Source organism: Ferrimonas futtsuensis DSM 18154 (genome assembly GCF_000422645.1).
GTDB lineage: Bacteria > Pseudomonadota > Gammaproteobacteria > Enterobacterales > Shewanellaceae > Ferrimonas > Ferrimonas futtsuensis.
In genome coordinates, this window is record NZ_AUGL01000002.1 from 39578 (window position 1) to 54953 (window position 15376).

A 15376-nucleotide genomic window follows, 5' to 3' on the forward strand; every position below is an offset into this window, starting at 1 on the left:
CTCAATGGGGATCATCAGTGTTCATTCCTGATGCTGTAGAGGTAGCCAAAGCCCCTCTTGGTGCGGACTCGTCCCTCCAGGCCAAAGGGTTTGAGCTTGGCACGAATCGCCTTAATGTGGGAGTCGATGTTGCGCTCGTAGGCCGCCTCCGCCGGCATCTGCGCCGCGTCCATCAGCTGCTCTCGACTCAGCACCCGCTCGACCGACTCAACCAGTTTGTGGAAGATTCGATACTCCACCATGGTCAGGCTAAGCGGCGTTTCCCGCCTCCAGTAGTCGTAGTTCTCTGCGCGGAGATCATCGGACATTTCCGCCTGGTCTGGCTGGGGCCTGGCCCGTAATCGGAGTTTGACTCTGGCCAGGACTTCTCTGGGGCTGAAGGGCTTGGTGACATAATCATCGGCACCGATCTCCAAACCCACCACCCTGTCTATCTCATCGCTTCGAGCGGTGAGGAAGATAATGGGCAGGGTGGAAAAGGAGCGGATCTGCTTGCACAGTTCAAAACCACTCATGTCCGGCAGCCCGACGTCCAGCACCACCAGATCCGCGGCGCCCTGCCGTATGGCGGTCAGCCCCTGCTGGGCAGTGGTGTGCCACAGGGTTTGGAACCCCTCCATCTCCAGCACATGAATCAGGGTGTCGGCGATGGCGGGCTCATCTTCGATAATCAGAATTTTCAAGGTGTTACTCTTTATTCGATCTGTTCAGGGATTATACTCATTTATTGGGGGAATTCGGCAACCGGACGTGCTGCGCCCATGGTTCTCATAGATCGTTGGAAGGAATATTCGACGGCTCGTTCAGCTAACATTCTGATTTGTAATCTACAATCGGCTTCATTTTTGCCAGGGAGAGGATGAGAGATGAGACTTTGCAGTGTTGCGCTGGCGTTGATGCTGGCCGGTGGTGCCTGGGCCGATGACGAGGTGGAGCGCAGCCCCATCACCAACAGTCGCTGGGAGGAGCTCTCTCTGGCGCCAGACGTGTACGATGATCCCTACGGCGTGTCTCTGTTCAGTGCCCCCAATGGTGAGGACAAGGCCCGGCTCTGGTCTCAGACCAAGTCGCTGATGGCCTACGGGGTGGGGGTCGCCGGGGTGATAGCCCTGCTGCCTGAGGATATCTCCAACTGGGAAACCAGCGATGATAGGCTGCTGTCCAAATGGTGGGAAAATGTCTCAGAAGGCCCGGTGTGGGACCGGGATGTCTGGCACATCAATTACATCGGCCACCCCTATTTTGGCGGCGTCTATTACCAGGTGGCCCGCAAGTCCGGATACCGCCAATGGGACGCCTTCGTCTACTCCTTCCTGATGTCCACCTTTTACTGGGAATACGGTCTGGAGGCGTTCGCCGAGGTGCCCTCCATTCAGGATATTGTGGTGACCCCGGTGCTGGGCTGGGTCTACGGCGAATGGGCTTTCCACAAGGAGCAGGAGATCTGGGCCAATGGCGGCAAGGTGTGGGGGTCTGAAGGCTGGGGCAGCACCGCGCTGTTCTTCCTGGACCCGGTGGACAGCATCGGCCGCGGCGTCAACAGCCTGGTGGGGCGGCAGCTGATCAAGGCGGGCACCGGCTACATGACCCTGAGTGAAGTGCCCATGCACAATGGGGAGACCGACACCCAGGTTCAACTGCACATGAGATACAGCTTTGGCGCCGGTGAACAGGCGTTGAGGCCACCCAGGACCGGCCAGATGCCCAGCGACGATCCCATAGACACCGGCATCGTTGGCCTGAGTCTGGGCACCGTCTGGGTGGCGCCGGACAGCAACTGGGGGGTGGAGGGCGGCTCGGCAACGGTGATGACTCTGGGGCTCTACTTTTCGCCCAGCTTTTCTACCCGCCTGAGCTACGCCCGGGGTGATCTGGATGAGAAAGGCAGCGGCAAGCAACTGACCTACGAAAACTACAGCTGGGATTCCCAGTACTACTGGCATGGGGCGAGTGATCTTAGGCCCTTTGTCACCGGAGGTATAGGTGAAGCCCTAAGGGACCAGGACCGGGACAGGAAGACCTTCCAGGTCAATGCCGGTGTCGGATTGCACTGGCGATGGCATCGGAACTGGGCGCTGCAGGGGCAGTGGCGTGCATTTCACAGCACCCGCTTCTCCACCACAGATACCCTGACGGAGCTGCAACTGGTCTACCGCTTCGGCGGCGGAGAACGATAAGAAAAAGCCCGGCGACTGCCGGGCTTTCTACTCAGCGCATTTGATGTCAGCTCAATGACCCGCTGATTCACGCCGCTGCTGTTATTTGGCGTTGAGGTACGCGAAGCCTGTGGTGAAGGCCGCTTCCTGGAACTGCTTGAGTCCCACGTCCTTGGTGCTGACCTCCAGGGGAGTGCGCTTGAGGCTCTCTTTGATGGCGGTGTTGGTCACCAGCTGGGCATCGACGCCGTCAATCAGCTGAATCGCCGCTTCCATCTTGAAGCCTGCCGCACTGCCGGCAAACTTGCCTTTGGTGGGGCGTTCGCGAATCACCACCTTATCCACCTGATAGTCACTCAGCAGCTTGGCAAACTCGCTCTGAAAGGCGTGCAGTGCCTTGGTGCCCTGGGTGTCGGTCAGGGTCAGTTTGCGGGCACGGCAATCGGGAACGTTAAACAGTCCCTTTTCCAGTGCCAGGATGCAGATAATGGCTTCGTTGCTCTTCAGTTCTACGGCGCAGATTCTCATGGATTCCTCAGGTGTCCCCAGTGATGGCTCGATCGGCGGCCAGTATAGTGGATTCAACGGCGCTGCGGGAGGGGATTTCTTGCGTGCCCTCCCTCTTTGGGGAAGAAATGATCAGGGGGCCGGGGCGGGCAAACAGGAATCCCTGCATCCGGGTGATGCCGCGATCCAGCAGGTAGAGCCGCTGCTCCTCGGTTTCCACCCCTTCGGCAATCACCTCAATCTCCAGCCGGTTGGCCAGCTGAAGGATGGAATCCAGCACCGGCTGGGGATCCCGGCGATGCTTTATCGCCTGGATAAAGCTGCGGTCCACCTTCAGGTAATCAGGTTGGAACACCTTGAGGCTGGCCAGGCCGTTGTGGCCGGTGCCGAAGTCGTCGATGGCGACCTTAAAGCCGCGCTGGCGGATGTTGTACAGGGTTCGCTGAAAGGGACGGGAGTGGAAGTCCAGCACCTCGCGCTCGGTGATCTCCACCACCATCTGCCAGGGCTCGATGCCGATCTGACGGCTCAGGTGCTCCAGAAAGTCCCCCAGGCTGCGGTTTTCAGAGAGCAGCTGCTGACCCGCCAGGTTGATGCTCAGATAGCCGTGCTGGGAGGGCTGGTACTGGCATTGGGGGGCCAGCTCATAGAGCAGGCGGTCCAGCTGCTGGTGGTACTCCAGCATGGGGATAAACTCATCCGGTGGGACCTCACCCAGTTGTGGGTGGCTCCAACGCGCCAGCATCTCGTGGCCCAGCACTCTTTTGTCACGGCCGTCCACTATGGGTTGGAACACCGGGTAGATCTCCCGGTTGCTGAAGGTGTCCAGCAGGTCTTCCGGGTGCAGTCCCTGGTAGCTGCGCCAGTAAAGCAGCAGCATGGTCACCAGGATGGAAAATATCAACGTCAGCGGCAGACCCAGGGACAGATCCCGCTTCAGCGACAGAGTCAGGTGCTGGGGGGCCAGCGACAGCCTGATGGAGAGTGGGCCGCGTCGTTCACTGTAGTGCTGTGACAGCCAGTCCTGTTTCGCTTCCCCCAGGGCAACAATGGTTTGCTCCTTGAATTTCAGGGTGATCCTGGCGTTGCTGAGCAGTTCGGGCTCAGGAAACAGCAGCTCCATCATGCGTCGGCTCTTGGTGATGCCAAACAGGTAGCGGCTGTCGCCAAGATGCAGCGCAATCATCTGGTAGGACTGGAGGTGATGGCTGACGTTCTTCATCCAGGTGGGGCCTTCCCCTTCAAGCAACATTTTGAAGGCGGTGGAAGGAGCGATGATCAGGTCTTCATCGCGGCAGAACCCCTCTTCATCACTCATGGTGGCGAGGTAATCAAAGAAGTGGGAGAGCTCGGCCTGGCGTTTGAGTTCCAGCTCTGAGGAGGCATCGCACACCCCCCAGGGGATGTGTCCGGCCAGCTGTTTCAGTTCCTGTTCACTCTGGGTGTAGTAGGCGTCGAACAGGGACAGGCCGAGACTCAGGCGGGAGTTGATGTTGTTGGTGTGGGTCATCAGGCTCAGGCAAAGGCTGAACAGCACGCCCACCAGCAGGCAGATGGAGAAGTATCGCCACCCCAGTCGGATAAAGCGTCCAAGCTGCCACCTGAATTTGCTCATAAACAGGCTGTAATCCCTGATTGGCCCCGGAAGATGGCAATCAACTTATCACACTTTGTCTTTAAAAAACTGAACGGATACAGATATGTGGGCAAAATGTAAACGGTTTTGGCGGAATTTTACTGAAGGCCGAACCTCCCTCGGGATACCGGTAATTCATACCACAGGCAGTTAACATGCTCTGGCTCACAGCTATCGAGAGTTCGCAAAGCCCGTCACGCCGGGGATGACTCGGATTCATCACTTTGAATTACCTTTCCAAATGACATCCATTCTTATTGCTATAGTTGCTGGACAAAGTTCACGAATGCGATTCATGGTTAATGTCGCATTTTAACGGCTCGTTAAATAAATAACCTTTCCCTTTGTAGTGGAAATTTGGACCTTCGCCCTATCTCAAAAGGAATACCACCTAAGGGGTATGGTTAGGCTGAGGCCAAAAAAACAACATTTAAATCAATGAAGCGCAAAACGACACAGGTGAAGACCTTGAGTGAGACGGTGCATATAAGTGGTTTGGTGGTGAGCTGCACGGCGGAGCTAGAAGGGGCGGTGATTCCGGCCCTGACCGAGATCCCCGGTTGTGAGCTGCACACCAAGACAGACGACGGCAAATTGGTGGTGACCCTGGAGCGAGACAGCCAGGCCAGCACCAGCGAAGCCATTGAAGCGATATCGGCCATCGAAGGGGTGATGAATACCGCTTTGGCCTATCACAGGGTAGAACAACTCTAATATATCAAGAGGATGATATGAGCTTGAACAGACGCGAGTTTATCAAAGCCAATGCCGCAGTGGCCGCCGCCACCGCCGCGGGTGCCATCTTGCCTGTGTCCACCGTCAATGCGGCACAGGGCAAGGACGATCTGGAGTGGGGCAAAGCGCCTTGCCGTTTCTGTGGTGTGGGTTGTTCCATCATGGTGGGCACCAAGGACAACCAGGTGATCGCCACCCGCGGTAACCCAGACTCCCCTGTGAACAAAGGCATGGCCTGTGCCAAGGGCTACTACCTGTCCAAGATCATGTATGGCAAGGATCGCCTGACCACGCCTCTGCTGCGTATGAAGGGCGGCCAGTACGCCAAAGATGGTGAGCTGACTCCGGTATCCTGGGATCGCGCCTATGAGATCATGGCCGAGAAGTGGAAAGCCTCTCTGAAGAAGAAAGGCCCAAGCTCTGTCGGTATGTTCGGTTCCGGTCAATGGACCGTCTGGGAAGGCTACGCCGCCGTTAAGATGATGAAGGCGGGTTTCCGTTCCAACAACATCGATCCTAACGCCCGTCACTGTATGGCCTCTGCCGTAGTGGGCTTCCTGCGCGCCTTCGGCATCGATGAGCCCATGGGCTGTTACGATGACATCGAGCACGCCGATGACTTCGTCATGTGGGGCTCCAACGCCGCCGAAGCACACCCCATCCTGTGGAACCGCGTCACCGACCGTCGTCTGGGCCATCCAGGTGCCAAGATCCACGCCATCTCCACCTATCGTAACCGCTGTTTCGACATTGCGGACAACGGCCTGATCTTCAAACCTCAGACCGACCTGATCCTGCTGAACTACATCGCCAACTACATCATTGAGAATGGCGCGGTAAACAAGGACTTCGTCAACAAGCACACCAAGTTCGCCATGGCCACCACCGACATCGGTTACGGCCTGCGTCCCGATCACCCACGTGAGAAGGAAGCCAAGAACCAGAAGTCTGCGAAGAAGATGACCCCCATCAGCTTCGACGAGTACGCCAAGTTCCTGAGCACCTACACCCTGGAGTACACCGTTGAGCAGACCGGTGTCGACGCCGACGCTCTGGTGGCCATCGCCAAGGCCTACGCCGATCCCAAGCGTAAGGTGATGAGCATGTGGTGTATGGGGGCCAACCAGCACGTCCGTGGTGTGTGGGTGAACAACTCCATCTACAACATCCACCTGCTGACCGGCAAGATCTCCGAGCCCGGCAACAGCCCATTCTCCCTGACCGGTCAGCCTTCCGCCTGTGGTACTGCCCGTGAAGTGGGTACCTTCGCCCACCGTCTGCCTGCAGACATGGTGGTGATGAAGAAGCCTCACCGCGACATCACCGAGAAGCGCTGGGCCGTGCCGGAAGGCACCATCCCTGCCAAGCCTGGCTACCACGCCGTGCTGCAGAGCCGAATGCTCAAAGATGGCAAGCTCAACTGCTACTGGACTCAGGTCACCAACAACCTGCAGGCCGGTCCCAACATTAACGAAGAGACTCTGCCTGGTTTCCTGAATCCGGAGAACTTCATCGTGGTGTCCGACGCCTACATGACCGTGACCGCCTCCATGGCCGATCTGGTGCTGCCTACCGCCATGTGGGTGGAGAAAGAGGGCGCCTACGGTAACGCCGAGCGTCGCGGCCAGTACTGGCACCAGCTGGTTAAGCCGGTTCCCGGCGCCCGCTCCGACGTGCTGCAGGTGGTTGAGTTCTCCAAGTACTTCAAGATGGAAGAGGTCTGGCCTGAAGAGCTGCTGGCTCAAAAGCCTGAGTACCGCGGCAAGACCATGTTCGACGTGCTGTTCGGTAACGGCGTGGTGGACAAGTTCCCCGTGTCCGACTGTAAGGGCAAGCACAACGACGAGTCCGAGGCGCTGGGCTTCTACCTGCAGAAGGGCCTGTTCGAGGAGTACGCCGCCTTTACCCGGGGTCACAAGCACGACCTGGGCGAGTTCGACGAGTACTTCGGCGAAGGGATGCGCTGGCCTGTGATTGACGGCAAAGAGACCCTGTGGCGCTTCAAGGAGGGTCTGGATCCTCTGGTTAAGCCCGGCACCGGTTTCGAGTTCTACGGCAAGCCTGACGGCAAGGCGATGATCATCGCCAACCCCTATGAGGGTCCGGCCGAGGAGCTGACCGAGCAGTACGACATGTGGCTGTGTACCGGCCGCGTGCTGGAGCACTGGCACACCGGCACCATGACCGGCCGCGTCGACGAACTGAACAAGGCCTACCCTAACGCCAAGATCTACATGAGCGACAAGGACGCAGCCAAGCGCGGCCTCAAGCGCGGTGACGAGGTGATGGTCAGCAGCCCACGTGGTGCCGTGCGCACCCGCATCGAGACCAAGGGTCGTTACGAGATGCCGGAAGGCGTGGTGTTTATGCCCTTCTGTGACGCTCGCCAGCTGGTGAACAAGCTGCTGCTGGATGCCACCGACCCCATGTCCAAAGAGACCGACTTCAAGAAGTGTCCGGTTCAGGTAGTCAAGGCTTAATCGATTAGGGAAGGGGCCGCCAGGCGGCCCCTATGGAGAGACCAATGAAAGCAAAAATTCTTATGGTAGCAGCGGCCCTGATGGTGGCCGGATGTCAAATGAATGCCGCCGAGGAGGCTCAGAACACCGCTGAGTCCCGCCGCGGAGAGGCTGCGGTAAACACCCAGCTGCCCGCCGCGCCCATCGCCAACTATCCCAAGAAACAGGTTGTGGATGAGGTGTTTGCCGGCCAGCCGCCGCTGATCCCTCACAAGGCGACCTACCCAATCACCCTGAAGCGCAATGGCTGCATGAGCTGCCACAAGCCCAAGAAGCAAACCCTGCCTGTCAGCCACACCGACAACGGCAAGGTGAAGGGCCAGCTGTATCAGTGTAAAGCTTGCCATGTGCCTCAGGCCGATAACGTTGGCGCCCTCGCCAACCAGTAACACCAAAAAATAATAAAGACGGGGCGGCCCACCGCCCCGCACTTTGTCAAAACAGGAGACGACAATGAAACTACGCTACCTGGCCACCGTAACTGCCCTGGCCCTTTCCTCTGCCGCTGTGGCTGCCGAGCCCGCGTCCATCGCCGATGCGGTTGCTGACGGCTCCGTAAAACTGGATGCCCGTCTGCGCTATGAAAATGTCAGCCAGGACAACGCTCTGAAAGACGCCGATGCCCTGACTCTGCGCACCCGCCTGACCCTGGAGACCGCCGCTTATCAGGGCTTCTCCGTTCTGGTTGAGTTCGAAGACTCCCGCGACGCCTTCGGCATCAACGACTACAACGACGCTCTGGGCAGCAAGCCCGAGTACTCCGTGATTGCCGATCCCAACACCACAGAGCTGGATCAGGCCTTCCTGCGCTATCAGCGCGGCATGTTCAAGGGCACCCTGGGTCGTCAGGTGGTGACCATGGACAACCACCGTTTCGTTGGCCACGTTGGCTGGCGTCAGGATCGCCAGACCTTCGACGCGGTCAACCTGATGCTGACCCCCGCCAAGGACCTGTCCCTGAACTACGTCTACATCAACCAGCGTAACCGCATCTTCGCCGAAGAGCGTGACGTGGACTCCAAGGATCACCTGATCAACCTGGGCTACAAGACTGGTTTCGGTAAGCTGACCGCCTACGCCTACCTGCTGGAAGTGGACAACGACACCACCAACGGCATCGACACCTATGGTGTTCGTTTCGCCGGTGGTGCCAAGCTGGCCAACACCCCGGTTAAGTACCAGCTGGAGTACGCCACTCAGGAAAACAAGGCCAACGACTTCGAGGCCGACTACTACCTGATCGAGGGTGCCGCCACCTTCGGCGTTGTGACCGCCAAGCTGGGTTACGAAGTTCTGGGTTCCGACAGCGGCCAGTACGGCTTCTCCACCCCTCTGGCGACCCTGCACAAGTTCAACGGTTGGGCTGACCAGTTCCTGGGCACCCCGGATGCCGGTCTGGTTGACCTGTACGCCGGCGTATCCGGTAAGGCTCTGGGTGGCAAGTTCGCTGCCGTCTACCACGATTTCAGCGCCGACGAGAGCGTCGCCGCCGATGACTTCGGAAGTGAAATCGACCTGAGCTACACCACCAAGGTGGCCAAGAACTACACCCTGGGTGTGAAGTACGCCATGTACGACGCCGGTGACATCAAGGTGGACACCGACAAGCTGTGGCTGTGGGCCAGCGCCAGCTTCTAAACATCCTGCCCCTGTCATGGAGCATGAGGGCGTGAGGTTCCAATAGGCTGTTGTCTGGGAACAACGCGCCCCGGGTCACCTGGGCGGGTGGCCAAAGCTAAGGAGGACTCGAATGAGTCCTCCTTTTTTGTGCCGTTTGTCGGGGTGGGGCTTTACCCCTGCTTGGAGAGAACCTCCTCAAACAGGACCTGCATCAGTTTGCTGCCGTTTGATGAGCTCCAGTCCTGCGCCAGTTCTGCGTTGAGCTGGTTGGTGGTGGTCAGGGTGACGCCATGAGATTCCAGCGCCGTAAGGCGGTTTCGTCTGCCAGGGTGCTGGGAGAGCCTGAACCATCCACCACGACCTGGACCTTGTATCCCTGCTGGACGGCGGTGATGGCCGGATAGACCACGCAGACGTCCGTGGTAATGCCGGCGATGATGAGGTTCTTGCGTCCGGTGGCGGTTACCGCCCCGGCAAACTGCGGATCCCTCATGGCGTCGACAACGCCCTGTCGCTGGATGCGGCTGGCGTAAGCTTCCGGCACGGCGGCGATCAGTTCTTCAAACAGCGGTCCCTGAATCTGATCCTCCTGGCTGGAGGTGAGGATCAGCGGCATCGCCGTTTCCTTGGCGGCACGGGCCAGGGCCAGGGTATGGCGTTTGATCTCGGCAAGGTCGTTGGACTGGACCCAGTTCATGGTGCCGACCTGGTGGTCGATCAGCAGCATGGCGGCGTTGTCTGGGGAGAAGAGATTGGCTGTCATTGTAAACCTCCTAGGGTGGGGGATGTCTGGATTGATTCGGGGCCTGATGAAGACGTTGAATCTCATGCCGGCCAGAGCCATCCGGTTCAACATTCGTCTCATGGGGGCTTCCGTTAACCGAGAGTGGACTCAGTGTAGTGAACTCCGTGCACCTTTATTAGATGGTATAGTTGAAGTTGACTATCCCATTTTTGTTGGTAATTACGGATGGATCTGAATCAGGTCAGAGTCTTTGTTCGGGTGGCTGAGGCCGGCAGTTTTGTGGGGGCGGCTCGGTCTTTGGGGATGCCGCCGACGTCAGTCAGTCGGAAAGTTCAGCAATTGGAGGCCGACCTGGGGGTAAGGCTGCTCAACCGCAGCACCCGCAAGTTGTCCCTCACCGATGTGGGTCAGCGCTACTTTCAGCATTGTCAGCATAACCTTAGTGGCCTGGAGGAAGCCGGCCTGCTCGTTCTTCAATCCCAAATGAAACCCACAGGAACCATACGCATCACCGCGCCTCTCGACTTTGCTCTGATGTTTGTTCAACCCTGGGTCAGTGCCTTTCTTGCCCGCCACCCGCAGGTGAATGTGGAGCTTGAGATCAGTGACCACCAGGTCGATCTCATCGAAGAGAGGATCGACATCGCCTTCCGCTCCGGAATTCTTAAGGATTCCAGCCTGGTGGCGCGTCGTTTGATGACGAAGTCCGTGGTTTGCTGCGCCAGTCCCGAGTATCTGGCCCAGCATCCGGCACCCCGTTATCCGCACGACCTTGCCCAGCATCAGTGCGTGCTCTGGGGAAGGTCGTTGCAAGGCCACACCTGGCAGTTTAAGGAGCAGGGAAAGGTGGTCGGGGTGCCCGTGACAGGGCGGTACTCGGCAGACACCCAACACCTGTTGATTGAGGCTGCACTCGCCGGACTGGGGGTTGCCAAACTGCCTTTTCTGCTGATTAAGCCCTATCTGGAGCAGGGCCAGCTTCGGCCGCTGCTCCGGGAGTACGAAGCACCGGCAGGCAACATGTACCTTATCCATCAGTCGCATCGCCATGTGAGCCAGGCGGTTCGGTTATTTGTCGATTATGTGGTGGAGCAGATGCCCAAGCCAGCTCCCGGCTAATTGGCGGAGTTGACCGGTTAGCGCTTTTCGCCCTCAGGCGATGGCGGGCTGTGGCGGGCGGCAACTGTCATGCCAGTGGGCCGGCCGGCCAAACAGGTAGCCCTGCATACTGGTGACGCCCCGATCCAGCAGAAACAGGCGTTGGGCGTCGGTTTCCACTCCCTCGGCGATCACCTCGACGTCCATCTTCCTGGCCAGCTGGATGATGGCATCGAGCACCGGTTTCTGGATCGCTTCGCCGCTGACGGTGTGCACATAGCTCTTGTCTATTTTGATCACATCCGGTGAGAAGGTGCGCAGGCAGGCGATGCCGTTGTGGCCGGTACCGAAGTCATCGAACGCCAGCTTGAAGCCCGCCTGACCCAAGATGGCCAGGGTGTCCTGCAGTTGGGGGCAGTCGTAATCCAGGGCATGGCGCTCGGTGATCTCCACCATCAGCCTGTCCGGACCTATCTCCAGACGATGGCAGATCTCCAGCAGGAAGCTCAGGGGATCCCTCAGCCCCTGGGTCAGCTGCTCTCCAGACAGGTTGATGCTCAGATAGGCGGTGCTGGGCAGCTTGCCGCGGGCCTGATCCGCCAGGGAGAGAAGCAACCTGTCCAGCAGACCATGCTGCTCCATCATGGGAATAAAGGTATCCGGGGTGATCTTGCCCAGTGTCGGGTGGGTCCAACGGGCCATCATCTCAAACCCCTTTACCCTGCCGTTGCCCCCATGGACTATGGGTTGGAACACCGGGGCGATCTCGCCGCGACGCAGTGCCGTGATCAGGTCATCCAGCAGCACGCCCTGATGGCTGCTGCGTTGAATCATCAGCACCGGCAGGATGAAACCCAGGGTCAGGGAGAGCGGCAGGCTGTAGGTCAGCCAGCGGCGCCAGTGGTCGCCACTGAACAGCAGCGCCATCATCTCGGCGCGGACCTGACCCTGAACCTGGCTGGTTTGCAGGCTGAGCCAGGGGACCTGGGTCAGACTGTCTCTGGCATAAAACAGCCGTTGGCCAACCTGGATCTCAATGCGTCGGACAAAGTCCCGGTCCCTGGGGGTGACCAGTCGGTCCAGCAGGTGGGAGGATTTGGCCATGCCGATCAGGTAGTGTCCAGGCCTCTGTTCCAGTACGAACAACTGATAGGGTGTCAGGGTGCTGTCATCGAAGGAGAGCCACAGAGGCCCCGGGTGGGTTGAGATCAACTGACCGACCTGAACCGGATAGAGGGGGTTGGTGGCACTGCGGCAATAGCCTCCCTGGTTGCTCAGGTAGGCAAAGTGATCGAACACATCTGAGTGGATGGCCGCTTCGGTGAGACGAAACTCCGTGGTGGCGTCGCAGACGCCTGGGGCCAGCTCATGGCCCAGGACGGTCAGGGCGTCAATGCCCCGATTCAGGTAGTTGCCTGTGGCGGCGACCACCTCTTCAGTCCTGCTATCCAATCGTTCACTTAGGGCCAAACTGCCCGCCAAGATGACACTCAGCAGACAGATCAACTGAATCAGAATAAACCATCGCCATCCATGACGTATGTAGCGTCCGAGCTGCCATCTTATTTGAATCATTATGGTCCTGGCACAGGCAGAAACTGGTGAGATCCCAAAAAAGTGACAAAAATGTAGCAAAATCCCGGCCCCCTTTAAACCACTGAACCGGGCATTTCCGGGCGTTTACCCAGGTATTCCGGGCAAGGTATTGAAATGTTGGTTATTAAAAATTTTGCGTTGAATGGGCAGGTTCGAGGGGATTTTTGTTCTGGTAGGTAAAAAAAAGGGGGCCGAAGCCCCCAAGTGACTAGTAAGCGTCTTTATGTACGTTGGCTACGGCGCGACCCGAGGGGTCGGCCATGGCGGAAAAGCTCTTGTCCCAGGCCAGGGCCTCGGGAGTAGAGCAGGCGACGGACTTGCCGCCGGGTACGCAGCGGGCACAGGCCTCGCCGGGGAAATGCTGCTCGAACAGGGTGCGGTAGAAATACCCCTCTTTGGTGTCCGGGGTGTTGACCGGGAAGCGGAAGTGGGCGTTCTGCAGATCCTGGTCGCTCACCTGGGCATCGGCGTGCTCCTTGAGGGTGTCGATCCACGAGTAGCCGACACCGTCGCTGAACTGCTCCTTCTGACGCCAGGCGACGGACTCGGGCAGGTAGTGGGCAAAGGCTTCCCGCAGAATCTGCTTCTCGATGCGCCCGCCGGTGATGGTCTTGGCGGCGGGGTTCTGGCGCATCGCCACATCCACAAACTCCTTGTCCAGGAAGGGCACCCGGGCTTCGATGCCCCAGGCGGCCATCGCCTTGTTGGCGCGCAGGCAGTCGAACTGGTGCAGTTTGTGAATCTTGCGCACCAGCTCCTCGTGGAACGCCTGGGCACTGGGGGCCTTATGGAAGTAGAGGTAGCCGCCGAACAGTTCGTCGGCCCCTTCGCCAGAGAGCACCATCTTGATCCCCATGGCTTTGATCTTTCTTGCCATCAGGTACATGGGGGTGGAGGCGCGGATGGTGGTGACGTCGTAGGTTTCCAGGTGATAGATGACGTCGGTCAGGGCATCTATCCCCTCCTGAATGGTGAAGGTGACCTGGTGGTGAACCGTGCCGATGTGGGATGCCACCTCGGCGGCGGCGGCCAGATCCGGAGAGCCCTCCAGGCCGACGGCGAAGGAGTGCAGTTGCGGCCACCAGGCGGGGCTGGCCTCATCCTCCTCGATGCGGCGGGCGGCGTATTTCTTTGCCAGGGCCGAGGTGATGGAGGAATCCAGGCCGCCGGAGAGCAGGACGCCGTAGGGCACGTCTGACATCAGCTGGCGCTTCACCGCCTCTTCCAGGGCCTGGCGCAGGGTGGCGCTGTCCGCCGGGTTGCCTGCCACCGCACCATGCTGCTGCCAGTCCCGCTGATAGTAGGCAACCGGCTCATCCAGCCAGCTTGCCTGATAGCGCCCGGGAAGGAACTCCTCCACCTGACGACACTGGGGCACCAAGGCCTTCATCTCTGAGGCTACGTAGAAGTTGCCCGAGGCGTCGAAGCCGGTGTAGAGGGGGATAATGCCGATGTGGTCCCGACCGATGAGGTAGCGTCCTTTGGCCTTGTCCCACAGTACGAAGGCAAAGATGCCGTTGAGGCGGTCGAGGAACTGTTCGCCATACTTGCGGTAGAGGGCGAGGATCACCTCACAGTCGGAGCCGGTGAGGAACTCATACTCCTCCTCCAGCTCCTGGCGCAGCTCTCTGTGGTTGTAGATCTCGCCATTGACCGCCAGCACCAGATCACCCTCTTTGCTGTACAGGGGCTGGGCGCCATTGTCGATGTCGACGATGGCCAAACGCTCGTGGACCAGGATCGCCTGGTCATCACAGTAGATGCCGGACCAGTCCGGGCCGCGGTGACGCATCTTTTTTGACTGGCTCAGTGCCAGAGTACGCAATTCGGAGGCTGGAGTCTTAAGGTCCAGGATACCAAAGATACTGCACATTGTTGGTTCACTCCGTGGTGGGTACAGGGTCAGGCTCAGACCACATTGCCACTCTTTGGCGCGTTTGCCAACTGCATGTATAGTCAGTGTAAATGAATTGATAATCGGCCGCGCCGGTCGGCGCGGCCGTGAAGGATCAACCTATGGTGCGCTTCAGCTGCTCCAACAGGGCAGGCTGGGAGGTGCTGTCGTCCCAGCTCAGGCTCTTGTAGCTGTCACCGCGGAAGGCCCTGTCCACCTCAATCAGGGCGTTCATGCGACTGCCCTGGGGGACGAAGGACACCTCCACTTCCCGCACGCCGAACAGGTTCATGCCGCCGGGAACAAACTCCAGTTCCTGGTAGGCGCCGCTCTGGGAGCTGAAGCCGGCACCGTTGAGGTGACCACGTTCCACGTCCGCCTTATGCAGCTGATAGCCCGCCTGCTCCATGGCGGCCAGCAGGGTGTCCATCGCCGGGGAGGGGGCGACGGCCAGCATGTCCCGGTCGGTGGGGTCGATGGCCAGGTCCACCTCGAGGCCGGTCTGCAGCCACACCTTGCTCTGATTGCGGCGGCCGCCCACTGTGGTGATGGGGGTTTCCGGGTGAAGCACGCCCTCGAACGGCAGTTCATAGGTCTGGCCCGCTTCGATGGTCATCTTTTCACTCAGGCGCCAGTTCTCCAGGGCCACGTGCTGGTAGACGGTGGAGTCGTCCACCTCGGCCTTGGCTTCGGTCACCAGGGTCAGAGACAGGCCGGAGATCTCCTGGTCGACGTCGCCCCCCTTGATCACTATGGTGGCGGAGAACGGGTGGCCGGGCATCATCACATCCTGATGCAGCTGGGTGTCCACCTTGGCGGCGCCGATACCCACGGACGCCAGCAGTTTCTTAAACATGGTTCTTCCTCATT

13 protein-coding genes are annotated in these 15376 nt (G+C 59.2%); 6 read left to right on the forward strand and 7 right to left on the reverse strand.

The features are described from left to right. Positions 1-14: 14 nt before the first annotated feature. A complete protein-coding gene (locus tag G505_RS0102205; RefSeq protein WP_028108094.1) occupies positions 15-683 on the reverse strand; it encodes a response regulator in 669 nt (222 codons plus the stop codon). A 183-nt stretch (positions 684-866) separates the two neighbouring features. Here G505_RS0102205 and G505_RS0102210 point away from each other — a divergent pair, with 183 nt between their 5' ends. Beyond that, positions 867-2177, forward strand: a complete 1311-nt coding sequence (locus G505_RS0102210) for a DUF3943 domain-containing protein (RefSeq protein ID WP_028108095.1) — start codon at positions 867-869, stop codon at positions 2175-2177. An 81-nt stretch (positions 2178-2258) separates the two neighbouring features. Here G505_RS0102210 and G505_RS0102215 read toward each other — a convergent pair whose 3' ends face one another. Both G505_RS0102215 and G505_RS0102220 read right to left on the reverse strand, forming a co-directional pair. Then, positions 2259-2684, reverse strand: coding sequence for a DUF3010 family protein (locus G505_RS0102215; protein WP_028108096.1), 426 nt, complete (start codon positions 2682-2684; stop codon positions 2259-2261). Between the two features lie 7 nt (positions 2685-2691). Then, positions 2692-4278: an EAL domain-containing protein gene (locus G505_RS0102220; protein WP_028108097.1), complete on the reverse strand. Its 1587-nt coding sequence runs from the start codon at positions 4276-4278 to the stop codon at positions 2692-2694. A gap of 489 nt (positions 4279-4767) precedes the next feature. Between G505_RS0102220 and G505_RS0102225 the strand changes: the two genes are divergently transcribed. From G505_RS0102225 to G505_RS0102240, 4 genes are all read left to right on the forward strand, one after another. After that, on the forward strand, positions 4768-5013 hold the full coding sequence (locus tag G505_RS0102225) for a chaperone NapD (protein WP_028108098.1): 246 nt from the start codon (positions 4768-4770) through the stop codon (positions 5011-5013). Between the two features lie 17 nt (positions 5014-5030). After that, positions 5031-7514, forward strand: a complete 2484-nt coding sequence (gene napA, locus G505_RS0102230) for a nitrate reductase catalytic subunit NapA (protein WP_028108099.1) — start codon at positions 5031-5033, stop codon at positions 7512-7514. A gap of 44 nt (positions 7515-7558) precedes the next feature. After that, complete coding sequence (locus tag G505_RS0102235; protein WP_028108100.1) at positions 7559-7942, forward strand: nitrate reductase cytochrome c-type subunit; 384 nt, start codon at positions 7559-7561, stop codon at positions 7940-7942. A 64-nt stretch (positions 7943-8006) separates the two neighbouring features. Beyond that, entirely contained in the window at positions 8007-9191 is a 1185-nt protein-coding gene (locus tag G505_RS0102240) for an alginate export family protein (RefSeq protein WP_035385002.1), read from the forward strand. Positions 9192-9450: 259 nt separating this feature from the next. On the opposite strand, the gene G505_RS20320 is transcribed toward G505_RS0102240, so the two are convergent. After that, positions 9451-9936, reverse strand: a complete 486-nt coding sequence (locus G505_RS20320) for an isochorismatase family protein (RefSeq protein ID WP_211219922.1) — start codon at positions 9934-9936, stop codon at positions 9451-9453. Positions 9937-10143: 207 nt separating this feature from the next. Between G505_RS20320 and G505_RS0102250 the strand changes: the two genes are divergently transcribed. Beyond that, positions 10144-11037, forward strand: a complete 894-nt coding sequence (locus G505_RS0102250) for a LysR family transcriptional regulator (protein ID WP_028108102.1) — start codon at positions 10144-10146, stop codon at positions 11035-11037. 33 nt (positions 11038-11070) lie between these two features. Here G505_RS0102250 and G505_RS22255 read toward each other — a convergent pair whose 3' ends face one another. The 3 genes from G505_RS22255 to G505_RS0102265 form a co-directional block, all read right to left on the reverse strand. Next, positions 11071-12468: an EAL domain-containing protein gene (locus G505_RS22255; RefSeq protein ID WP_169628180.1), complete on the reverse strand. Its 1398-nt coding sequence runs from the start codon at positions 12466-12468 to the stop codon at positions 11071-11073. A gap of 352 nt (positions 12469-12820) precedes the next feature. Beyond that, entirely contained in the window at positions 12821-14485 is a 1665-nt protein-coding gene (gene asnB, locus G505_RS0102260) for an asparagine synthase B (protein WP_028108104.1), read from the reverse strand. Positions 14486-14621: 136 nt separating this feature from the next. Beyond that, the gene (locus G505_RS0102265; protein ID WP_028108105.1) at positions 14622-15362 is read right to left on the reverse strand and encodes a sporulation protein; all 741 of its coding nucleotides are present in this window, start codon (positions 15360-15362) and stop codon (positions 14622-14624) included. Positions 15363-15376: the final 14 nt, after the last annotated feature.